Annotated in this window: 22 protein-coding genes; 13 read left to right on the forward strand and 9 right to left on the reverse strand. The window is 58.9% G+C overall.

Annotated elements, in window-relative coordinates; translation table 11 throughout:
- Nucleotides 1-8: 8 nt before the first annotated feature.
- From MN186_RS00295 to MN186_RS00315, 5 genes are all read right to left on the reverse strand, one after another.
- Entirely contained in the window at nucleotides 9-686 is a 678-nt protein-coding gene (locus MN186_RS00295) for a hypothetical protein (protein WP_242110795.1), read from the reverse strand.
- Nucleotides 683-2326 (reverse strand): CTP synthase, encoded by a 1644-nt coding sequence (locus tag MN186_RS00300; RefSeq protein ID WP_242110797.1) that lies wholly within the window; start codon nucleotides 2324-2326, stop codon nucleotides 683-685. The genes MN186_RS00295 and MN186_RS00300 overlap by 4 nt, the downstream gene beginning before the upstream one ends.
- Nucleotides 2327-2524: 198 nt before the next feature.
- Complete coding sequence (gene secG, locus MN186_RS00305; protein WP_242110799.1) at nucleotides 2525-2896, reverse strand: preprotein translocase subunit SecG; 372 nt, start codon at nucleotides 2894-2896, stop codon at nucleotides 2525-2527.
- Nucleotides 2897-3038: 142 nt separating this feature from the next.
- Nucleotides 3039-3527, reverse strand: coding sequence for a bacterioferritin (bfr, locus tag MN186_RS00310; protein ID WP_242110801.1), 489 nt, complete (start codon nucleotides 3525-3527; stop codon nucleotides 3039-3041).
- Nucleotides 3524-3775: a (2Fe-2S)-binding protein gene (locus MN186_RS00315; protein ID WP_242110802.1), complete on the reverse strand. Its 252-nt coding sequence runs from the start codon at nucleotides 3773-3775 to the stop codon at nucleotides 3524-3526. The genes bfr and MN186_RS00315 overlap by 4 nt, the downstream gene beginning before the upstream one ends.
- Here MN186_RS00315 and MN186_RS00320 point away from each other — a divergent pair.
- Genes MN186_RS00320 through MN186_RS00330 form a run of 3 tightly spaced genes read left to right on the forward strand, consistent with a single transcriptional unit; the run spans nucleotide 3731 to nucleotide 5542 of the window.
- Entirely contained in the window at nucleotides 3731-3952 is a 222-nt protein-coding gene (locus MN186_RS00320) for a hypothetical protein (protein WP_242111217.1), read from the forward strand. The genes MN186_RS00315 and MN186_RS00320 overlap by 45 nt on opposite strands.
- A gap of 17 nt (nucleotides 3953-3969) precedes the next feature.
- Entirely contained in the window at nucleotides 3970-5265 is a 1296-nt protein-coding gene (locus MN186_RS00325; protein WP_242110803.1) for an adenylosuccinate synthase, read from the forward strand.
- Nucleotides 5266-5278: 13 nt separating this feature from the next.
- Nucleotides 5279-5542, forward strand: coding sequence for a DUF2842 domain-containing protein (locus tag MN186_RS00330; RefSeq protein ID WP_242110804.1), 264 nt, complete (start codon nucleotides 5279-5281; stop codon nucleotides 5540-5542).
- Between the two features lie 88 nt (nucleotides 5543-5630).
- Here MN186_RS00330 and MN186_RS00335 read toward each other — a convergent pair whose 3' ends face one another.
- Nucleotides 5631-7640: a hypothetical protein gene (locus MN186_RS00335; RefSeq protein ID WP_289069407.1), complete on the reverse strand. Its 2010-nt coding sequence runs from the start codon at nucleotides 7638-7640 to the stop codon at nucleotides 5631-5633.
- 143 nt (nucleotides 7641-7783) lie between these two features.
- Here MN186_RS00335 and MN186_RS00340 point away from each other — a divergent pair, with 143 nt between their 5' ends.
- Complete coding sequence (locus MN186_RS00340; protein WP_242110806.1) at nucleotides 7784-8452, forward strand: thiamine diphosphokinase; 669 nt, start codon at nucleotides 7784-7786, stop codon at nucleotides 8450-8452.
- On the opposite strand, the gene MN186_RS00345 is transcribed toward MN186_RS00340, so the two are convergent.
- Both MN186_RS00345 and MN186_RS00350 read right to left on the reverse strand, forming a co-directional pair.
- On the reverse strand, nucleotides 8449-9828 hold the full coding sequence (locus tag MN186_RS00345) for an L-serine ammonia-lyase (RefSeq protein ID WP_242110807.1): 1380 nt from the start codon (nucleotides 9826-9828) through the stop codon (nucleotides 8449-8451). The two genes, MN186_RS00340 and MN186_RS00345, sit on opposite strands and share 4 nt — an antisense overlap.
- 82 nt (nucleotides 9829-9910) lie before the next feature.
- A complete protein-coding gene (locus MN186_RS00350) occupies nucleotides 9911-10264 on the reverse strand; it encodes a YbaN family protein (protein WP_242110809.1) in 354 nt (117 codons plus the stop codon).
- Nucleotides 10265-10461: 197 nt separating this feature from the next.
- Here MN186_RS00350 and rpiA point away from each other — a divergent pair, with 197 nt between their 5' ends.
- The 7 genes from rpiA to MN186_RS00385 all read left to right on the forward strand — a co-directional run bounded on the left by rpiA (nucleotide 10462) and on the right by MN186_RS00385 (nucleotide 17891).
- Complete coding sequence (rpiA, locus tag MN186_RS00355; protein WP_242110811.1) at nucleotides 10462-11244, forward strand: ribose-5-phosphate isomerase RpiA; 783 nt, start codon at nucleotides 10462-10464, stop codon at nucleotides 11242-11244.
- Between the two features lie 136 nt (nucleotides 11245-11380).
- On the forward strand, nucleotides 11381-12745 hold the full coding sequence (gene gor / locus MN186_RS00360) for a glutathione-disulfide reductase (RefSeq protein ID WP_242110812.1): 1365 nt from the start codon (nucleotides 11381-11383) through the stop codon (nucleotides 12743-12745).
- 140 nt (nucleotides 12746-12885) lie between these two features.
- Nucleotides 12886-14028: an FtsH protease activity modulator HflK gene (gene hflK / locus MN186_RS00365; RefSeq protein ID WP_242111187.1), complete on the forward strand. Its 1143-nt coding sequence runs from the start codon at nucleotides 12886-12888 to the stop codon at nucleotides 14026-14028.
- A complete protein-coding gene (gene hflC / locus MN186_RS00370; protein ID WP_242110813.1) occupies nucleotides 14028-14900 on the forward strand; it encodes a protease modulator HflC in 873 nt (290 codons plus the stop codon). The genes hflK and hflC overlap by 1 nt, the downstream gene beginning before the upstream one ends.
- Nucleotides 14897-15082, forward strand: a complete 186-nt coding sequence (locus MN186_RS00375; RefSeq protein ID WP_242110814.1) for a DUF2065 domain-containing protein — start codon at nucleotides 14897-14899, stop codon at nucleotides 15080-15082. Before hflC ends, MN186_RS00375 begins: the two co-directional genes overlap by 4 nt.
- Before the next feature lie 128 nt (nucleotides 15083-15210).
- On the forward strand, nucleotides 15211-16254 hold the full coding sequence (locus MN186_RS00380; protein WP_242110815.1) for a fatty acid desaturase: 1044 nt from the start codon (nucleotides 15211-15213) through the stop codon (nucleotides 16252-16254).
- A gap of 191 nt (nucleotides 16255-16445) precedes the next feature.
- Entirely contained in the window at nucleotides 16446-17891 is a 1446-nt protein-coding gene (locus MN186_RS00385) for a Do family serine endopeptidase (protein WP_242110816.1), read from the forward strand.
- Nucleotides 17892-17988: 97 nt separating this feature from the next.
- On the opposite strand, the gene MN186_RS00390 is transcribed toward MN186_RS00385, so the two are convergent.
- A complete protein-coding gene (locus MN186_RS00390) occupies nucleotides 17989-18186 on the reverse strand; it encodes a DUF1127 domain-containing protein (RefSeq protein WP_242110817.1) in 198 nt (65 codons plus the stop codon).
- A gap of 372 nt (nucleotides 18187-18558) precedes the next feature.
- Here MN186_RS00390 and ruvC point away from each other — a divergent pair, with 372 nt between their 5' ends.
- Complete coding sequence (gene ruvC, locus MN186_RS00395; RefSeq protein ID WP_242110818.1) at nucleotides 18559-19065, forward strand: crossover junction endodeoxyribonuclease RuvC; 507 nt, start codon at nucleotides 18559-18561, stop codon at nucleotides 19063-19065.
- Complete coding sequence (gene ruvA, locus MN186_RS00400; RefSeq protein WP_242110819.1) at nucleotides 19062-19739, forward strand: Holliday junction branch migration protein RuvA; 678 nt, start codon at nucleotides 19062-19064, stop codon at nucleotides 19737-19739. Before ruvC ends, ruvA begins: the two co-directional genes overlap by 4 nt.
- Nucleotides 19740-19753: the final 14 nt, after the last annotated feature.

Raw genomic sequence — 19753 nt, forward strand, 5'->3', positions numbered from 1 at the left:
TTGCATATTTAACTGCCCAAACTGTCCAGTGAATATCGGATGTCGTCAATGGCTATTCCACCATCATCGTGATGGGTCAGTGTGATCGCCTTGGCGGGCGGGTTGATGCGCAAGCCGATTTCCGTCACCCCATGATCCGGGCGCAGGCTGTGCCGCGCAATGACCGCGCCCGATGCGGCATAAAAGCTTAGTGTCACTGGCCCCGGTGCAGGCCGCGTGCCCAGCGGGTCTGCGTAATCGGCGTGCAGCTTCAACGCGAAGCCCGCGCTGGAGGCGTCGAACACGAAAACCAGCGCCCCTTCGCCACGGCCCGAGCGTTTGGCGAACCCGTCCGCGCCAAGCGGAAAAGCGGCGTTCGACCCGAACCCAGCGTGATACGCCACCGCCAGTGCCGCGTCTTTTCCGCCCATGCTGGCGCGGATCGGCACAACCGGTGTCCCGCCCAACACGTCGCGCCGATCTTTGACGCGCAGCACCTGCCCTTGCAGCATCACTGCGATGGTAAGGCCCGGCGGGCTGAGGGGGCCGGAAACCGCTTGTCCGGGTTCGGGCAGGGTCGTGAAGTCTTCAAAATCGACAAGGCCGGACAATTGCCCGGCCAAATCGTCATAATCCACTGATGTTACCCCATCGCTCCAAAGCGGTGTGGCAGTGAAGGCCAGCAGGGTGGCCCATGTCCGGATCATACCAGACGCTCAACCTCTTTCGCGGCACGCACGAAATCTGCGAACAGGGGGGCAGGATCAAAGGGCTTGGACTTCAGCTCAGGGTGGAACTGCACACCGATGAACCACGGGTGGTCTTTCCATTCCACGATCTCGGGAAGACGCCCATCGGGCGACATGCCCGAGAAATGCAGGCCGCATGCCTCAAGCTGGTCCCGGTATTTGGTGTCGACCTCGTAACGGTGACGGTGGCGTTCTTCGATCGTGGTGGTGCCATAGATCTGGGCCACTTTCGACCCCTCCGCCAACGCGGCGGTATAGGCGCCCAAGCGCATCGTGCCGCCCTTGTTGTCCGAAACCTTGCGTTTAACGGTATAGTTGCCCTGCACCCATTCCTTCAGGTGATAGACAACCGGGGTAAACCGCGATTTTCCCGCTTCGTGGTCAAATTCCTCGGACCCTGCGTCGGTGATGCCGGCCACATTTCGGGCGGCTTCCACGACGGCCATCTGCATTCCCAGACATATGCCCAGATAGGGGATCTTGCGTTCACGCGCGAATTGGGCGGCCTTGATCTTGCCTTCGGTGCCGCGTTCGCCGAACCCGCCGGGGACAAGGATCGCGTGGAACCCGGCCAGATAGGGGGCGGGATCTTCCTTGTCAAAAAGCTCGGCATCGACCCATTCCAGCTTCACGCGGACGCGGTTGGCCATGCCGCCATGGGTCAATGCTTCCTTGATCGACTTATAGGCATCTTCAAGCTGGATATATTTGCCGACCACGGCCACGCGGACCTCGCCTTCGGCATTGTGGATGCGATCTTCGACATCTTCCCAGCGGCGCAGGTTGGGTTTCGGGGCAGGGGCGATCTGGAAGGCGTCCAGAACAGCCTGATCCAGCCCCATGTTATGAAACGCCATAGGCGCTTCGTAAATCGACTTCAGGTCATAAGCCGGAATGACCGCATCGCGCCGGACATTACAGAACAGCGCAATCTTTCCGCGTTCCTTTTCCGGGATCGTGTGTTCGGCGCGGCAGACCAAAACATCGGGCGCAATACCGATTGAGCGCAATTCCTTGACCGAGTGCTGCGTGGGCTTGGTTTTCAACTCGCCCGAGGCTGCAAGGAATGGCAGCAAGGTGAGGTGCATGAAGATACATTGCCCGCGCGGGCGTTCCTGGCTGAACTGGCGGATCGCCTCGAAAAAGGGCAGCGCCTCGATATCGCCGACCGTGCCGCCGATTTCGCACAGCATGAAATCAACCTCGTCATCGCCGATCTCGATGAAGTCCTTGATTTCGTTGGTAACGTGGGGAATGACCTGAATAGTCTTGCCAAGGTAATCGCCGCGCCGCTCTTTCTCTAACACGTTGGTATAGATACGGCCCGAGCTGACGGAATCGGTGGCGCGCGCGGCTACACCGGTGAAGCGCTCGTAATGGCCCAGGTCCAGATCCGTTTCGGCCCCATCATCGGTGACGAAAACTTCGCCATGTTCAAACGGGCTCATCGTGCCGGGATCGACGTTCAGGTAAGGGTCAAGCTTGCGCATCCGCACCGAATAGCCGCGCGCTTGCAACAGCGCACCCAAAGCCGCGGCGGTCAGCCCCTTGCCCAAAGAAGAAACAACACCGCCGGTGATGAAGATATAACGTGCCATGCGTCAGGCTGCCCCCGTGAAACCGGCGCCATCGCGCCATTGAAAATCGGTTTTCGAATTCATCGCATGGCCACAAAAAAGGCCCCGGCGAATCCGCTTTCCACGGGGTTAAAGAAATAACCGATTCCGATGCCCCGCGCAACCAGATCGCAAGATGATGGGGTGGAAAATCCGCCCCTCCTCAAGGTATTGTGGGTGTCAGTCCGCGCGTGGCGGGGTCAGGCTGTCATCCGGGCTGGCGGGCGGTAGAAGGGTGTCGACACCTGGCAGGGTGGGTGCGGGGCTGTCTTCGACTGGCGCTTCGATGCCCATCGTATCCAGAACCGAGCTGTCGGCCGAGTTTTTTGCCGAGATGATCGTCAAGGTGATTGACGTTCCCAGAAAGGCGATCGCAAACAGCCAAGTCAGTTTGCCCAAAGCGGTCGCCGCGCCGCGCGACGACATGATACCGCCACCACCGCCACCGCCGCCGCCAATGCCAAGGCCGCCGCCCTCTGACCGCTGCAAAAGCACGATCCCGATCAGGCCAAGGGCCAGGATCAGGTGAATGACGAGGATGACGTTTTCCATAAAGGCGGGTCCATCTTTGGGTATGCGGCGATCGGGGGTTATCTAGGCGAAAGGTCTGGGCGGTGCAAGTCAAAGAACACGACAAAGAAAAGGCCGCGGAAAAACCGCGGCCCTGAGGGGTGACACCTATTGAGGGCCAGAATCAATCCTCGGCGGCATCTGCGCTTTCGGCGTTCAGCATACCGTAATTCTGCGCTCCGATCTGATCGTGCAAACCGATCTGGGTTTCCAGAAAGTCGATATGGCCCTGTTCGTCCAGGATCAGTTCCTCGAACAGATGCATTGACGCATAGTCGCCCACATCCGAGCAATATTTCCGTGCCTCGTTGTAAAGCCTGACGGCTTCTTCTTCCGCCTCAAGATCGCAGGTCAGGGTTTCGCGGACATCTTCGCCGATGCGCAGCGGGTCCAGCGTTTGCAGGTTCGGGTGCCCTTCCAGAAACAGGATACGGTCGATCAGCTTGTCGGCGTGCTCCATTTCCTCAATGCTTTCTTCGCGCATCTTCTTGGCCAGCTTTGTATAGCCCCAGTCATTTTGAAGGCGATAATGAAGCCAGAACTGGCTGACGGCGGTCAATTCGACGCGCAATGCCTTGTTCAGATACTCGATAACCTTCTTGTCACCCTTCATGATGAAACCTCCTTGCGATGGGGATTGGTGGCGCGCAAGCCGCGCAACTCTAACGGAATTTCCAAATTATCATTCTGGCGCATCTTTTGCACGAACAGTTTCATGCAGCCGCCGCAATCGGGCGTCTTGCCCAGGGCGCGATAGATTTTACCGGGGGTGATGATGGCGTGAACATCGGAGGCCCGCATCCAGTCAATGGCGGCATGGATGTCTTTGTCGGATATCGACTGGCAGGAACAAACGATCATTGGCTGGCATCTTCGGCGATTCTGTGGCTGGTCGCTAAAGTCGACAAAAACGGTCGGAATGTCAATCCTGACAGAAATACTCGACTGGCTGCCTGCGTCATTGAATCCCTAACCTTTGCCGATTTCCGGTTTCCCCGGCTTGAAAGCCCGGCTATGACCAATACGGGTTTTCGTTGAGACAGGAATAAAAGATCATGGCCAATGTTGTCGTCGTAGGTGCCCAGTGGGGCGATGAGGGAAAAGGCAAGATCGTTGACTGGCTCAGCGAACGCGCCGATGTGATTGCGCGCTTTCAGGGTGGGCATAACGCAGGCCACACGCTTGTTATTGACGGTAAGGTTTACAAGCTGCACGCGCTGCCATCTGGCGTCGTGCGTGGCGGCAAGCTGTCGGTGATCGGGAATGGCGTCGTGCTGGACCCCTGGCACCTGTTGAACGAGATCGACACGATCACCGAACAAGGGGTCGATATTTCGCCCGAGACGCTGATGATCGCTGAAAACACGCCCCTGATCCTGCCGTTCCACGGTGAATTGGATCGCGCACGGGAAGAGGCTGCCAGCAAGGGCACGAAGATCGGCACCACCGGGCGCGGGATCGGTCCGTGCTACGAAGATAAGGTGGGGCGCCGCGCCATCCGTGTTGCCGACCTGGCCGACGCCGCAACACTGGAAGCGCGGGTTGACCGGGCGTTGCAACATCATGGCCCGTTGCGCAAAGGGCTAGGCATCGAGGCGATCGACCGCGATGCGCTGATTGCCCAGTTGAAAGAGGTCGCGCCCAAGATTCTCCGCTTCGCCGCGCCGGTCTGGAAAGTGCTGAACGAAAAGCGAAAAGCCGGCAAACGCATCCTGTTTGAAGGGGCGCAGGGCGCGCTTCTGGACATTGATTTCGGCACCTATCCGTTCGTCACATCCTCGAACGTGATTGCAGGGCAGGCGTCGACGGGCGTGGGGATTGGCCCCGGCTCGATTGATTACGTGCTGGGCATTGTGAAGGCGTACACCACGCGTGTGGGCGAAGGCCCGTTCCCGACCGAGTTGGACGATGCAGACGGTCAGCGACTGGGCGAACGGGGGCATGAATTTGGCACGACCACCGGGCGTCAACGCCGCTGCGGCTGGTTCGACGCGGCACTGGTGCGCCAGACCTGCGCGACCTCGGGCGTGACCGGGATTTCGCTGACCAAGCTTGACGTGCTGGACGGATTTGAGACGCTGAAGATCTGCGTTGGGTATGAACTGGATGGCAAGCAGATGGATTACCTGCCCACTGCCGCCGATGAACAGGCCCGCTGCACACCCATCTATGAAGAAATGCCCGGCTGGTCCGAAACCACCGAAGGCGCACGAAGCTGGAATGACCTGCCCGCCAACGCCATCAAATATGTGAAGCGGGTCGAGGAATTGATCGACTGCCCCGTCGCGCTGTTGTCCACGAGCCCTGAACGTGACGACACGATCCTTGTCACTGACCCGTTTTCAGATTGATCGGGGGCACGCGATGGCACTGAGCTATAAAGCACGTAAGCGGTTGTCTTTGGTGGTTTTACTAGTTGGGCTGCCGCTTTACATCGTGGTTGCGGTGTCGGTGGTCAGCTTGTTTGACCGCCCGCCGATCCTGTTGGAGCTTCTGGTCTATGTCGTCCTTGGGTTTCTATGGATGATACCGCTGCGCAAGGTGTTTCTGGGGGTGGGACGGCCTGACCCCGACGCGGACCCTGACAGCTATCCGCACGACCCCGTTGATCCGAACGACAAGACGTAGCGCTTTAGTGTGTGCCTTGTGTGGCGGACGGACATAAAAAAACACGGCCCCAAGAAGGCCGTGTTTTGTCGTTCTAAGCTGAGTGATCTCAGGCAGTCTGCCGGTCGCTGTCGTCATCTTCGCCGCGGTCGGCCAATGCGAAACGACCCGGCGCGATCTTGCTGATGCGCCCTTCACGCAGCAGGCGACCGAAGGCGCGCAATGCCTCCTCGCGCGAGATGCCGCCATTGACGTTCAAACCCACGACCAGCCGCAGTACATGTGGGCGGCTGAACTGCGCCAACCCTTGCACCTTTGTGGCGTAGGTCGCCGCAGCTTCCATCAGGCCCGGCATGTCCGACGCATCTGCTCCGTTCACATAGGCGGCAAACCCGTCCAGCGACGGATCGGCTGATACGGTCTGAGACTCTTTCTCTGCATTGTCGATCTTGGGTTGCCCGGCGACAGTTTCAGCCTTGGTGCCCGGTCGGCGGCTGACACGGCGCGGCCGCACGATACGCACGGCTTTGTTGTGCTTCGGTGCGTCGTCTTCGTCCGCGCTGTCGTCCGTTTCGTCGATGCGTTGCTCGGACACCAGAACCAGCGGCGCCATCCGCAGGGATGTGCCTTTTGCTTCGGTAAATTGAGGACGCTTGGGGCGCACTGCAAGGGCCAGATCTTCGCGATAGGGGTCTTCTTCGTGCTCGTCAGCGTCAATGTCACCGGCGTCTTCATCTGCGCGTTTGGCCTGAACTGCTGCCTTCAGATGCTCGATCGAGTTGCGACGGCGTGACGCTTCCTGACTGTCCATCTTGTCGTTGGTTTCAGCCAGTATGCGATTCAGTGTTTCGTCGTTTTCATCATCGCCGCTGTCATCGAAAGCCTGTTCGCGGCGTTCGCGTCTGGCTTCGGTTTTGACTTTATGCTCGATCATGGACACCAGAGCATCAGCTTCGTCAACCGTGTCGATCACGGCATCTGCAGTGTCATGACTGTGGTCTTCACTGTGGTCTTCATGAACGTCGGGCGTGATTTCCGCATCGGGCACAGTTTCCGCATCCAAAATTTCGGCGTCATCAACCGGGCGGCGGGCAACGGTCAGTTCGTCGCTGCCATCATCGCGGCGCATACGTTTGACGCGCACAACGCGATTGACGGGGCGTACTGGGGTGGGGTCGTCGTTGAAGCTGTTTCCCAGCAGGTTGGTTTCATCATCCTGAACGGTCAGGGCGGTTGACTGTTCGTCGTCATAATAGCCGTCGTCGAACCCTTCGCCGTCAACGTCCGCGCCACCATCTTGCGCGTTGAGCTGAGACAGAATGGCGTCGACATCGTGGTCGGTTTCGGCCCGTGCGCTGTCTTCGGGGGACAGAACCAACGGCTTGCCTTCAGGTTGATTGCTGGTGTCGGCTTCCCGTGCCTGGACCTCGAATTCGGCCGCTTCTTCTGGGGCTTCAGGATAATCGTCCCGCAGCGGATTATCGTCGCTGGCGACAAGCGAATCAGCCGGTTCTTCGGTTAGATCGGGCGTGTCTTGTGCCGCGTGATTATCCGAAGGCTCATAGAATGGCTCGTCATTCGGGTCGTCTTGGTCGGTGCCCTTGGACAGTGTGACCTGATCTTGATGATCGCCAGCGTCGTCGAAGTCGCCAGTGTTCACATCCGCTGTTTCCTCGACCTCTGTCGCGTCGGCAGTTGCGTTTTCGTTCGTGGTCGGAGTTTCGTCTTTAATGTCGTCCTGAGCATGCGCAGCAGTGGTGTCGTTCTGCTGTTCGTCCGCGTGATCTTCGGCCTGATCGTCATCCATCAAGGCGTGGCCGGCCACTAGCGTTGCGCCGGTTTTGGTTACCGCAGTTGGGTTTGCGCCCTCCTGCCGTAGCACAACTCCATCGTCCTCCACTCGCGCCTGTACGCGTTTTTGCACCTCGCGTTCGGCGATGCGGTGCAGAACCTCGGCGTCCGGGGTTGGCGGCTCGGCACCGAAATAGCGGTCATCTGCGGCCAGATCGCGGAAGTATTCCGCAATCGACTTCATGGTTCCGAATGGCTCGTCGAATCCTTCAAGCGTGCACGAGAATGTGCCGTAGGATACAGTGAGAATTTTGCTGTTGCTCACCATTGATAACTCACTTTCTCCTCCGAAACCCTGTGGATATACGTAACGTACACCGTCCCGGGAACTTATACAAAACCGCAGACAACGCAGTCTTTTTATGGACAGAGTCTTTATTAAATCCAGATTCGGAGGCAATTGTGTCCATAATGAGATATTTTCGTCAATTTTCCCACAATGTGACTTTATTGGGCGGCGGCGCGGCCAGCGCCCAGACCGTTTCGGCGTGTTTGTCGCTTGCGCCTGATTTGGTGGCGGTCGATGGCGGGGCGGATCGCGCGCTTGAATTGGGGCATGTGCCGCAGGTGGTGACGGGCGATATGGATTCGGTATCGGACGCGGCGCGCGCGCGCATTGATGCAGATCGGTTTGTCGAAACCCCGGACCAGAATCATACCGATTTTCACAAGGCGCTTCAGGTGATCGACGCGCCACTGGTGCTGGGTGTGGGCTTCATGGGCAAGCGGCTGGACCACGAGCTTGCATGCTATAACACCTTGGTCCGCCTGCCCGAAAAGCGCGTGATTCTGGTGGGCGAGGTTGATATCTGCTGTCATCTGAGCGGGCCGCTAACGCTGTCATTGCCCATCGGCACACGATTTTCGCTGTTTCCGATGGCTCCGGTCACAGTGCGCGCCACCGGGCTGGTCTGGCCCGTTGACGATTTGCCAATGTCCCCTTGGGCCACGATCGGCACGTCGAATGAAACCAAAGCGACCGCAGTGACGGTCCAAGCAGACGGACCGGGCCTGCTGGTCATCCTGCCGCGCGTCCATCTGGCGGGCGCCATTGCAGCGCTGGCACCGCCTGACCGCTAACAGTTTGGCACGTTCACGGCCAAGCCGCCCAAAGATGTCTCTTTGTACTTTTCCGACATATCCTGCCCGGTCTCGAACATCGTCTTGATACAGGCATCTAACGGCACGAGGTGGGTGCCGTCGCCGCGCAGGGCCAGTGACGCCGCCGATACGGCTTTGATTGCCCCCAGTCCATTGCGTTCGATGCACGGCACCTGCACCAGCCCGCGTACGGGATCGCAGGTCATGCCAAGGTGATGTTCCAGCGCAATCTCGGCAGCGTTTTCGATCTGCATAGGGGTGCCACCCATGACGGCGCACAGCCCGGCGGCGGCCATGGCGCTGGCCGATCCGACCTCGGCCTGACAGCCCGCTTCGGCGCCCGAGATTGACGCGTTGTGTTTCACGATCCCGCCAATCGCGGCGGCGGTCAGCAGAAATTCGTCCACGCGCGACGGCGCGGCGCCCGGCACATGATGCAGCCAATAACGCACAACGGCGGGCAGAACCCCGGCGGCCCCGTTGGTCGGGCTGGTTACGACCCGCCCACCAGCGGCGTTTTCTTCGTTCACCGCCATGGCGTAAACGCTCATCCAGTCGTTGATGATATGAGGGGCGGTCAGGTTCATACCCTGTTCGGCGATCAGACTGTTGTGGATCGCCATCGCGCGGCGCCGCACCAGAAGCCCGCCGGGCAGGGTGCCGTCGGTTGTCAGACCACGATCGATGCAATCGTTCATAACCTGCCATATGCGGTCCAGCCCTTCGGCAAGATCGCGTGCATTTGTGTGTTCCAACTCGTTGGCGCGCTTCATCTCGGCGATGGATTTACCGGACTCCTTCGCCATCTCAAGCATCTGAGCGGCTGTTTCGAACGGATAGGGGTGCCGCTTGGCGTCGCGCGCGTCCAACGCTGCCTCGCGGGCCTGTTCAGCCTCGGTCACAACGAAACCGCCACCGATGGAGTAATAGGTTTCGCGCGCCACCACGTCCCCTTGGGCGTCGGTGGCCATCAACTGCATCCCGTTGGCGTGACCGGGCAGGGGGGTCTCGTAATCGAAGATCAAGTCGGTCTTGGGCGCAAAGACCAGCGTGCCCAACCCCTGGGGCGAGACGGTGCCGGTGCGGGTGATGTCGGCCAAGGTGGCTTCGGCTTTGTCGTGATCATAGGTGTCGGGCAGGAAGCCGGCCAGACCAAGGATCGTGGCGCGGTCGGTCGCATGACCGACCCCGGTGAACGCCAATGATCCATGCAGCGACGCGCGCAATCCGGCGACCTTGAAGGGCTGCGCGCGCAGGTGGTCCAAAAACCGCCCGCCCGCCACCATCGGCCCCATCGTATGGGACGAACTGGGGCCAACCCCGACTTTAAACATGTCGAATACGGACAGAAACATCATAACCTCGCGCGTTAAGTGGTCCGAACCAGAGTGATCATTCCCGTGTACTTCGCCTGCGTGAAAACGACGCTTTTTGCGATCAGTCCGGTCGTGTCAGCACAAAAGCGGCACCAGCACCCATCAATATGCCCTGCGTTGCCAAAACCCAACCGGGCGCGCCCAGGACTGCCGACAAAACGAAGACCAGCGCCATCATAGATGCCGCCAGCGTCTTGGCCCGACGCGAAATCGCGCCACGAACCTCCCAGTCGCGGATCGCCGGGCCGAAATGGGGATGATCAATCAGCCAGGCACGGGTTTTAGGGCTGCTTTTGCTAAATGCAAAGGCAGCAACCAGCAAGAAGGGCGTGGTGGGCACGACCGGCAGCAAGACCCCGATCAGCCCCAGCGCAACCGCCCCCCAGCCCATGGTAAGATAGACATATCTGTGCATCGCTGCGCGGGTTTCCTAACAATCGTTCATCCCCAATATAGGTCGTGCAAGCTTTGGGTGAACCGGGGCAGATTGTCCACCCGCCGCATGGATGGGCGAAAACTGGCAGTGTCGGGGCTTCGCCCCTCGCCACCTTGGCCCATGCGTCCTATAAACCCCACGACTCGAACATAAGCGCTACAAGGGGAAATGCCATCATGTCCGGAGAACTATCACCCATCGACACCGCCAAATTTGTCGCCGCCAAACGCGCGGTCCAGTATGTCGAGGATGGCATGAAGGTGGGATTGGGCACTGGATCAACTGCTGCTTGGATGGTGCGTTGTCTGGGCGAACGCATCCGCACCGAGGGACTGAAGATCACCGGCGTTCCCACCAGCACGCGCACCGCCGATCTGGCCCGCCAAGTGGGGATCGAAGTCACAACGCTGGACGACGCCAAGTGGCTGGACCTGACCATTGACGGCACCGACGAATACGATCCCGACCTGTGCCTGATCAAAGGCGGCGGGGGCGCACATCTGCAGGAAAAAATCGTCGCCACAGCGTCAGACCGCATGGTGGTGATCGCGGACCCGACCAAAGCGGTTGATATGCTAGGTGCGTTCCCATTGCCCATCGAGGTAATTCCATTCGGCGTGAACGCTACCAAGGGGTTGGTTGAAGAACTGTTGACCGCGATGGATGTTCTGGGGACCGAGGCTGTGCTGCGGGAAAAGGGCGGAGAGCCGTTCGTCACCGATGAAGGCAACCAAATCATTGACCTGCATCTGAAGCGTATCGACGATCCGCGCAAGTTGTCGATGGTTCTGAACCAAGTGCCGGGCGTTGTTGAAAACGGGTTGTTCATCGACATTTGCGATGCAGTCGTGATCGGCCATGGCGATGGCCGGGTCGAGGTAATAGATATCAACGAAGGCACCCACGAAGAAGATCGGATTGCCTTCGCCGACAGCGACAATATCTTCGCCGACATCTGATCCATTGCCAACCCCGCGTAATCGTGACCCGTGTGACATCACTGGCACTGGAAATCCCTGCGCGAAGTCCATAGTTTCCGCCGGACGATGAATTGCGCCCGAATGTATGGTTCGGACAGACAAAAGGCAGATGGATATGAGCGACTTTGACTATGACCTTTTCGTGATCGGTGGCGGCTCGGGCGGGGTGCGTGCAGGTCGGGTGGCGGCAGAAGGTGGGGCCAAAGTGGGTCTGGCCGAAGAATTCCGCATGGGCGGCACCTGCGTGATCCGGGGCTGTGTGCCGAAAAAATTGATGGTCTTCGCCTCGCAATTCGGATCAGCCGCCGAAGCGGCGCGCGCCTATGGCTGGCAGGGCCACGCGCAGGGCAAATTCGACTGGGCAGGCACGTTTCGTCCCGCCCTTCATGCCGAACTCGAGCGGCTGGAAGGCATCTATACCAAGAACCTTGGCAATTCGGGCGCCGATATCTTTCATGCCCGCGCCAAACTGACGGACGCTCACACCGTTGAATTGTCGACGGGCGAAAGCTTTACCGCCAAGCACATCCTTGTCGCCACCGGCGGGCGTCCCTTCGTCCCCGATATTCCGGGCGCGGATCTGGGCATCACCTCGAACGAAATCTTTGATCTGGACGAGTTTCCTGAGCGCATCCTGATCGTCGGTGGCGGCTATATCGCGATGGAGTTCGCGTGCATTTTCAACGGGCTGGGAAGCAAGTCCACCGTCTGGTATCGCGGCGCGCAAATCCTGCGCGGCTTTGACGACGAAGTGCGCGGGCTTCTGGCCGAACAAATCAGCGAAGATGGCGTCGATCTGCATGTCGGTCTGGAAATCGAACGGATGGAGCGTCGCGACGGTGCCATCTGGGTCAAGGGCACGGATGGGCGCGAAGAATTGTTCGACCAAGTGCTGCTTGCCACCGGGCGCGATCCCAACACTGCTGGGCTGGGGTTGGAAGATCTTGGCGTCGAACTGGGCGAAAACGGAGCCGTGGTGGTGGATGATTACAGCCAGACCGCTGTGCCTTCAATCTATGCGGTCGGCGATGTGACCGACCGGATTGCCCTGACGCCTATGGCCATTCGCGAAGGCATGGCCTTTGTTGAAACCGTATTCAAAGGTAACCCGACGAAGCCTGACCACGACGAAGTTGCCTCGGCGGTGTTCACACAGCCGGAATACGGCACGGTCGGCTTGTCCGAAGAAGAGGCTCGCGCGCAAGAAAAGATCGATGTTTACAGTGCGGTTTTCCGCCCGATGCAAAAAAGCTTCATCGGCGCGAAGGAGCGTGTTTTGTTCAAGCTGATCGTCAGCCAGGAAAGCCAGAAGGTTCTGGGCTGCCACATCGTGGGCGAAGGTGCGGGCGAGATGATTCAGATGGCCGCCATCGCCGTGAAGATGGGGGCAACCAAACCGGATTTTGATCGAACCGTAGCGGTGCATCCGACCATGGCCGAAGAGATTGTGCTGATGAGGACACCAAGCCGCAGCGACTGAGGCCAAAACCGAACCCTCACGATGCAAACACAGGAATTTCAAGGCAAAGATGCAGCTTTGCATTCCCTTTGGCTTGAAATCCGCCCCGCAAGGGGTCAGGTATGACGACGAAACCATTTACGTGGAAGGAACAGGACCAAATGGCCAGTGACAATGGCGGCCCTTGGGGCGGCGGCGGAAGCCGCGGCGGCTCGGACGGGCGTCCCCCCTCGAACGGTGGCGGCAACCGTGGCGGCAACGAACCGCCGCAAATGCCCGAAATCGATGAGCTTATGAAAAAGGGCCAAGAACAACTGCGCGTTCTGATGGGCGGTCGCGGCGACAAACGTCGTGGCGGTGGATCAGGCGGCGGCGAAGGGCCAAGTTTTGGGCGCGGATCGCTTTTGCTGGTCGCGCTCGTGGCCGTTGCGGTCTGGCTGTTTGCAAGCTTCTACCGTGTGGACACGTCAGAGCAGTCGGTTGAACTGCTGTTCGGCGAACGCTACGGCGTCGGGCAAGAGGGTTTGAACTTCGCCCCTTGGCCGATTGTCACCAAGGAAATCTACCCCGTGACCCGTGAAAACGTCATCAATATCGGTGATGGTGCCAATGATGGCTTGATGCTGACCGGCGACGAAAACATCGTCGATATTGACTATCAGGTGGTCTGGAATATCTCGGACATCGAGAAGTTCGTGTTCAACCTGGCCGGTCCAGCGGACACGATCCGGGCGGTGTCGGAATCTGCCATGCGTGAAATCATCGCGCGGTCGCGGTTGGCGCCAATCCTGACGTCGGATCGTGGTGTCATCGCGCAAGAGCTTGAAGAGCTGATCCAGTCAACGCTGGAATCCTATCAGTCGGGTGTGAACATCGTACGCGTGAACTTCGACCGCGCCGACCCCCCGAAAGACGTGATCGACAGCTTCCGCGAAGTCCAAGCCGCCGAGCAAACCCGCGATACGTTGCAGAAGCAGGCCGACGCTTATGCCAACCGCGTAGTTGCTGCCGCACGTGGTGAGGCCGCGCAATTGCTGGAGCAAGCCGAGGGTTATCGTGCCCGTGCCGTCAATGAAGCCGAGGGTGAAGCCGCACGCTTCATCGCGGTCTATGATGAATTCGCCAAAGCACCTGATATCACCCGGAAACGGCTGTATCTTGAGACGATCGAAAGGGTTCTGGGCAACGTGAACATGGTCATTATTGACGAAGTTATCGGTGGCGAAGGCGGTGTCGTGCCTTACCTTCCGCTGAATGAACTGCAGCGCAAACCTGCGCAAAGTGAAGCAGGGGGGGCGAACTGATGAAACGCACTCAAATCATCCTTTTTGCCATCGTTGCACTGGTCTTTGGCGCGTTGCAGGCGGTCTATATCGTGGACGAGCGCGAAACGGCGCTGCGTCTGTGGTTCGGTGAAGTTCAGGCCGAAATTTCAGACCCCGGTCTATATTTCAAGATCCCCGTCCTGCACGAGATCGTCAAATATGACGCGCGTATCCTACCGCTTGAAACCGGCAAGCTTGAGGTGACGCCTGCGGACAGCCGTCGCCGTGAAGTCGACGCGTTTGCGCGCTGGCGTATTGCAGATGCCAAGCAGTTCCGCCGTGCCGTTGGCGCAAGTTCGATCGATGGTGCCATTCCGCGGCTTGAACGTATCCTGAACGCCGAACTGCGCGAAGTGCTGGGTAAGGTGAACTCCGGTGCCGTTCTGTCGGCGGATCGTGTCATCCTGATGAACCAGATCCGCGATCAGGCGCGTGAACAGGCGGCCTCGCTTGGTGTCGAAATCATTGACGTGCGCATCAAGCGTGCCGACCTGCCCAAGCAGAACCTTGAAGCGACCTTTGAACGGATGCGTGCCGAACGTCAGCGTCTGGCAGCGGACGAAATCGCCCGCGGTAACGAAGCGGCGCAACGTTTGCGTGCAACCGCCGACCGGACCGTGGTGGAAACCGTGTCCGAAGCGCGCAAGGAAGCCCGGATCATCCGAGGCGAGGCTGACGCCCGCCGTAACGGGATCTTGGCAAATGCGCTTGGCAGAGATACCGAGTTTTATACCTTCCTGCGATCTTTGGAGGCGTATGAGAATTCTCTGCGTGGCGACAACTCTTCGATAGTCATGTCACCAAACAGCGAGTTCTTTGACTATCTGAAATCGGATACGGGCCGTAAATGACTATTGTCTTATTGGGCATCGGTCTAGTGCTTGTGATCGAGGGGCTGGTGTTCGCACTGGCCCCTTCGCGTTTGGATGATCTTGTAGCCATGATGGCCGCAATGTCGCGTGACCAGCGACGCGCAGTCGGATTGGTGGCGGTGACATTGGGGGTTGTTCTGGTATGGCTATCGCAGGCCTAGACACCCGCGCGACGGAGGCACACGCGCGCCCTGTGGCACTTTGACCTTTGCGCAACGTCGTCACACTAATCCCTTACCATGTGCGACTGGTCGTATATCGGTGCCCTAATACTTCGAAAAGCAGGCCCATGACAAATAATTCCGCCGCGCAGCCCTTGAACGCGCCATCGCCTTCCCGAAATTCAACATCCGCAAAAGATTGGGTGAAGACGCTAGCCACTTATCGCGAGCCGAACCAATGGCGCAGTGCCTTCGAACTGGCGGTCAGCGTTGGCCCGTTCATCGGAATTTGGGCACTGGCGTGGCTGGCGATGTCGGTCAGCCCGTGGCTGACGCTTGCGCTGTCGCTGTTCAACGCGCTGTTCCTGCTTCGGTTGTTCACCATCCAGCATGATTGCGGCCACGGCTCGTTTTTCAAAGAACGCGCGGTCAGCGATTGGGTCGGGCGGGTGATCGGGGTTTTGACGCTCACCCCTTACGCTGTGTGGCGGCGGACGCATTCGATCCACCACAGCTCGGCCGGTCATCTGGGCAAGCGCGGCATTGGCGATATCATGACCCTGACCGTCGATGAATATAACGCGCTATCGCGGTTCGATCAGTTGCGCTATCGCGTTTATCGAAGCCCGCTGTTCCTGTTTGGCTTTGTCCCGAGCTATCTGTTTCTTTTGCAAAACCGGTTGCCGTTCGGGCTTATGAATGGCGCGCGCTATTGGATCAGCGCGATGGGCACCAATCTGGTGATCGCCGCGATACTGGTTGTGATCTGGTATTTCGGTGGCTTCTCGGCGCTACTTCTAATCTTTCTTCCGACCACCATTCTGGCGGCTACGGCGGGGATGTGGCTGTTCTATGTCCAGCACCAGTTTGAAGACACCCATTGGAGCACCGAAGAAAACTGGCAATTGCACGACGCCGCCCTTGAAGGCAGCTCGCATTACGTCTTGCCGCCCGTCCTGCAATGGTTCAGCGCCAATATTGGCATTCACCATGTTCATCACCTTTACAGCCGTATCCCATTCTATCGCCTGACCGAAGTTTTGCGCGATCACACGGAACTGGCTCAGGCCAACCGCATGACAATCGCGCAAAGCCTGACTTGCACCCGGCTGCATCTGTGGGACGCCAAGGGAAAACAGCTTCTGTCCTTCTCCCAAGCACGCGATCTGTAGCTGACGCGCGCATTTGCGCCGCGTTACAGACGTTCACATGGCAGTGAACAGGGTTCAGGAACTTTGCGTTGCGCTTTTGGGTTCCTATCTAGAAACTATCATTCAACGGACTGCGGTCCGGAAAATTTTCTTGAAAGGAGAAAAGTGTGAAAGTGCAGGCGATTTCCCCCGAAACCCTACAAGTCCGGGGCATGCGCGCTTTTGTCGGGCTGATCATGGCGATTGCCGTGGTTGTCGCATCGGGCGTGCGAGCCGATGCGCGCGGCGCCCCTGACAGTTTTGCCGACTTGGCCGAACAAGTCAGCCCCGCGGTGGTAAACATCACCACCTCGACTATGGTGGCCCAGCGGACGGGCAACCACCCGATGGTTCCCGAAGGTAGCCCGTTTGAGGATTTCTTCCGCGATTTCCTTGAACGCAACCGTCCTGGCGGACCAGATAGCCCCGACGCCCAACCCCGACAGCGTCGCAGCCAAGCGCTTGGCTCTGGCTTCGTGATTTCTGAAGACGGCTTCATTGTGACGAATAATCACGTCATTGAAGGCGCGGACGAGATACTGATTGAATTCTTCGACAGTGATCGCGAACTGCCCGCGAAAGTGATCGGTACCGACCCTAACACTGATATTGCCGTCCTGAAGGTGGAAAGTGACAAGCCGCTGCCCTTCGTGACCTTCGGTAACAGCGATGTCATGCGTGTGGGTGATTGGGTCATGGCTGTGGGCAACCCGTTGGGGCAGGGTTTTTCTGTTTCGGTCGGGATTGTGTCGCAGCGTAACCGCGAATTGTCGGGTGCCTATGATGACTATATCCAGACAGATGCGGCGATCAACCGGGGCAACTCGGGCGGGCCTTTGTTCAATATGAAAGGCGAAGTCGTCGGCGTGAACACTGCGATCCTCAGCCCGAACGGTGGCTCGATCGGCATCGGGTTCGCGATGTCGTCGGCGGTTGTCAAACGTGTCGTCGATCAGCTGAAGGAGTTCGGCGAAACGCGTCGCGGCTGGCTGGGCGTGCGCATTCAGGACATCACAGATGACATCGCCGAGGCGATGGCGCTGGATAACACCAACGGTGCCCTGATCACTGATGTGCCCGAAGGCCCGGCAAAAGAGGCCGGCATCCTTGCCAACGACATCATCCTGTCTTTTGACGGGACCGAGGTGACCGACACCCGCGAACTTGTGCGCATCGTCGGCAACGCCCCGGTTGGCAAGGCCGTACGTGTCGTTATCTTGCGCGATGGCAAGACGCAGACCCTGAAAATCACGCTGGGTCGGCGCGAAGATGCAAGTGCGGCGCCCGGCGATACGCCCGACCCCGAACCCAGCGCGCCGGACGAAGGCAAGGTGCTTGGCATGTCGCTAAGCGAACTTGACGACATGCGTCGCGACGAAATGGGCTTGGGTCCGAACGTCGAAGGGCTTGTCGTTCTGGATATAGATCAGGACAGCGAAGCGTTTGAAAAGGGTGTGCGCGCCGGTGATGTTGTGACCGAAGCTGGTCAACAACCCGTCACTTCGATCAAAGAGCTTGAGGCCCGTCTGGCCAATGCCAAGGATGGCGGTCGCAAGTCTGTTCTTCTGCTGGTGCGTCGCGACGACAACCCGCGTTTTGTGGCCCTGTCGCTGGAATGATATTCCCATAAGAAAACCCCGCCCGGATGTGACCGGACGGGGTTACAGATGAAAGGCAAGGCCCGCGAAAATTGCGCGGGTCTTGTCGTTTTTCCGTTTACATCGCTTCGATATCTGCGCGGCACAGGCCGATATCGTCAAGTTCGCGATCTGTCAGTTTCGACAAGGCGTTGCGGTTCGAGCGCGCGTCGTTCCATGCGGCAACCGCAGCAAAATAGCTGCGGATAGTATTGGACAGACGGCCCCCGAAGGACGCACCGTTCACAGGGATATATGTCGTTTCGAAAGCAGCCATTTTCATGTCCTTCTCGGTAAGAATACTGCACCAAGCATCATTGCTCTGACCAGCATTTAGGCCGCCGGTGTGGTGCCAGCAAGGGCCGAAATTGCATGACTCTCATGCGTTTTCTGCAACGGGTCGCATTCAGGATAGGCTAGGTCGGAAACAGGCCGAAAGCGGCGTTTTCGCCCAGTAAAAATTGGTATGATCGTGCTGCCTGTGGCTTAAATACATCTACTGTTTCTACCCGCTGCTTTGGCGCGTGCGAATCGCTGGCACCGCGAAAGCGGCTGGCGCGTGTTCCTGTTTCGTGCTAGTTCCCGTAAAAGCGCGGTTTTCAGGTGTCGTCTGATGGCAAGGCGCGGGGCAGACAGGGCGGTATGACACATGCGCGTAATTGGCATCGACCCGGGGCTAAGAAACCTTGGCTGGGGGGTGATCGACACCGACGGTACACGCATGTCGCATGTCGCAAATGGCATCTGTCATTCCCGCACCGGCGATCTCGCGTCGCGCCTGTTGTCGCTTTACGATCAACTGTCCGAGGTGCTGACGCAATTCGCGCCCGAAACCGCTGCGGTTGAGCAGACATTTGTCAATAAGGACGCCGTTGCCACGCTAAAGCTGGGGCAAGCGCGGGGCATCGCGCTTTTGGTGCCGGCAAAGGCAGGGCTGCCGATCGGGGAATACGCGCCCAACGCGGTCAAGAAAGCCGTCGTGGGGGTTGGACATGCCGACAAGTTGCAGGTGGCGCATATGGTCAAAATGCAGCTACCCGGCGTGAAGATCAAAGGTGCGGATGCGGCTGACGCGCTGGCGATTGCGATTTGTCATGCCTTCCATGCGCAGAATGCCGGACGCCTGGAAGCCGCGTTAAAGAAAGCCACAGCATGATCGGGAAAATCGCAGGACGGATCGACCATCGCGCCGAGGATCACGTGCTGATTGACGTGCGCGGCGTGGGATACCTAGTCTATGTCTCGGACCGCACGATGGCCAGCCTGCCCGACGCAGGCGAGGCGGTTGCGCTTTATACGGAACTTCTGGTGCGCGAGGACAATCTGCAACTGTTCGGCTTCACGACATTGGTTGAGAAGGAATGGCACCGGCTGTTGATGAGCGTGCAGGGCATCGGTGCGAAAGCCTCGATGGCGATCCTTGGCACGTTGGGGGCCGATGGGGTCAGCCGCGCGATTGCGTTGGGCGACTGGAATGCCGTCAAGGCTGCCAAGGGCATTGGTCCCAAGACCGCGCAGCGTGTGGTTAATGAATTGAAGGACAAGGCCGCGTCGGTGATGGCATTGTCGGGGCAAGCTTCCAGTGCTATCGGCATCCCTGCGACGGATGATGGGGTGATCGAGCCAAACATCCCGACCACGCCAGCGGCATCCTCCGCCCCCAGCGGCAATGCCGCCGCGCAGTCCGAGGCGCTGTCAGCCCTGACCAACCTTGGCTATGCCCCGGGCGAAGCGGCGTCCGCTGTGGCGCAGGCATTGGGCGAGGATGCCATGCTGGACACATCCGGCCTGATCCGCGCGGCGCTGAAACTTCTTGCGCCCAAAGGGTAGGGGACTAGAAAGAA

This window comes from Aliiroseovarius sediminis (assembly GCF_022678485.1).
GTDB classification, from domain to species: Bacteria; Pseudomonadota; Alphaproteobacteria; order Rhodobacterales; family Rhodobacteraceae; genus Aliiroseovarius; species Aliiroseovarius sediminis.

Excerpts from the sequence above, each read along its gene's own strand:
- MN186_RS00295 (WP_242110795.1), bottom strand. The coding sequence starts at position 686 with ATGATCCGGACATGGGCCACCCTGCTGGCCTTCACTGCCACACCGCTT.
- MN186_RS00300 (WP_242110797.1), bottom strand. The coding sequence starts at position 2,326 with ATGGCACGTTATATCTTCATCACCGGCGGTGTTGTTTCTTCTTTGGGC.
- secG (WP_242110799.1), bottom strand. The coding sequence starts at position 2,896 with ATGGAAAACGTCATCCTCGTCATTCACCTGATCCTGGCCCTTGGCCTG.
- bfr (WP_242110801.1), bottom strand. The coding sequence starts at position 3,527 with ATGAAGGGTGACAAGAAGGTTATCGAGTATCTGAACAAGGCATTGCGC.
- MN186_RS00320 (WP_242111217.1), top strand. The coding sequence starts at position 3,731 with ATGGATGTCTTTGTCGGATATCGACTGGCAGGAACAAACGATCATTGG.
- MN186_RS00315 (WP_242110802.1), bottom strand. The coding sequence starts at position 3,775 with ATGATCGTTTGTTCCTGCCAGTCGATATCCGACAAAGACATCCATGCC.
- MN186_RS00325 (WP_242110803.1), top strand. The coding sequence starts at position 3,970 with ATGGCCAATGTTGTCGTCGTAGGTGCCCAGTGGGGCGATGAGGGAAAA.
- MN186_RS00330 (WP_242110804.1), top strand. The coding sequence starts at position 5,279 with ATGGCACTGAGCTATAAAGCACGTAAGCGGTTGTCTTTGGTGGTTTTA.
- MN186_RS00335 (WP_289069407.1), bottom strand. The coding sequence starts at position 7,640 with ATGGTGAGCAACAGCAAAATTCTCACTGTATCCTACGGCACATTCTCG.
- MN186_RS00340 (WP_242110806.1), top strand. The coding sequence starts at position 7,784 with ATGAGATATTTTCGTCAATTTTCCCACAATGTGACTTTATTGGGCGGC.
- MN186_RS00345 (WP_242110807.1), bottom strand. The coding sequence starts at position 9,828 with ATGTTTCTGTCCGTATTCGACATGTTTAAAGTCGGGGTTGGCCCCAGT.
- MN186_RS00350 (WP_242110809.1), bottom strand. The coding sequence starts at position 10,264 with ATGCACAGATATGTCTATCTTACCATGGGCTGGGGGGCGGTTGCGCTG.
- rpiA (WP_242110811.1), top strand. The coding sequence starts at position 10,462 with ATGTCCGGAGAACTATCACCCATCGACACCGCCAAATTTGTCGCCGCC.
- gor (WP_242110812.1), top strand. The coding sequence starts at position 11,381 with ATGAGCGACTTTGACTATGACCTTTTCGTGATCGGTGGCGGCTCGGGC.
- hflK (WP_242111187.1), top strand. The coding sequence starts at position 12,886 with ATGGCCAGTGACAATGGCGGCCCTTGGGGCGGCGGCGGAAGCCGCGGC.
- hflC (WP_242110813.1), top strand. The coding sequence starts at position 14,028 with ATGAAACGCACTCAAATCATCCTTTTTGCCATCGTTGCACTGGTCTTT.
- MN186_RS00375 (WP_242110814.1), top strand. The coding sequence starts at position 14,897 with ATGACTATTGTCTTATTGGGCATCGGTCTAGTGCTTGTGATCGAGGGG.
- MN186_RS00380 (WP_242110815.1), top strand. The coding sequence starts at position 15,211 with ATGACAAATAATTCCGCCGCGCAGCCCTTGAACGCGCCATCGCCTTCC.
- MN186_RS00385 (WP_242110816.1), top strand. The coding sequence starts at position 16,446 with ATGCGCGCTTTTGTCGGGCTGATCATGGCGATTGCCGTGGTTGTCGCA.
- MN186_RS00390 (WP_242110817.1), bottom strand. The coding sequence starts at position 18,186 with ATGGCTGCTTTCGAAACGACATATATCCCTGTGAACGGTGCGTCCTTC.
- ruvC (WP_242110818.1), top strand. The coding sequence starts at position 18,559 with ATGCGCGTAATTGGCATCGACCCGGGGCTAAGAAACCTTGGCTGGGGG.
- ruvA (WP_242110819.1), top strand. The coding sequence starts at position 19,062 with ATGATCGGGAAAATCGCAGGACGGATCGACCATCGCGCCGAGGATCAC.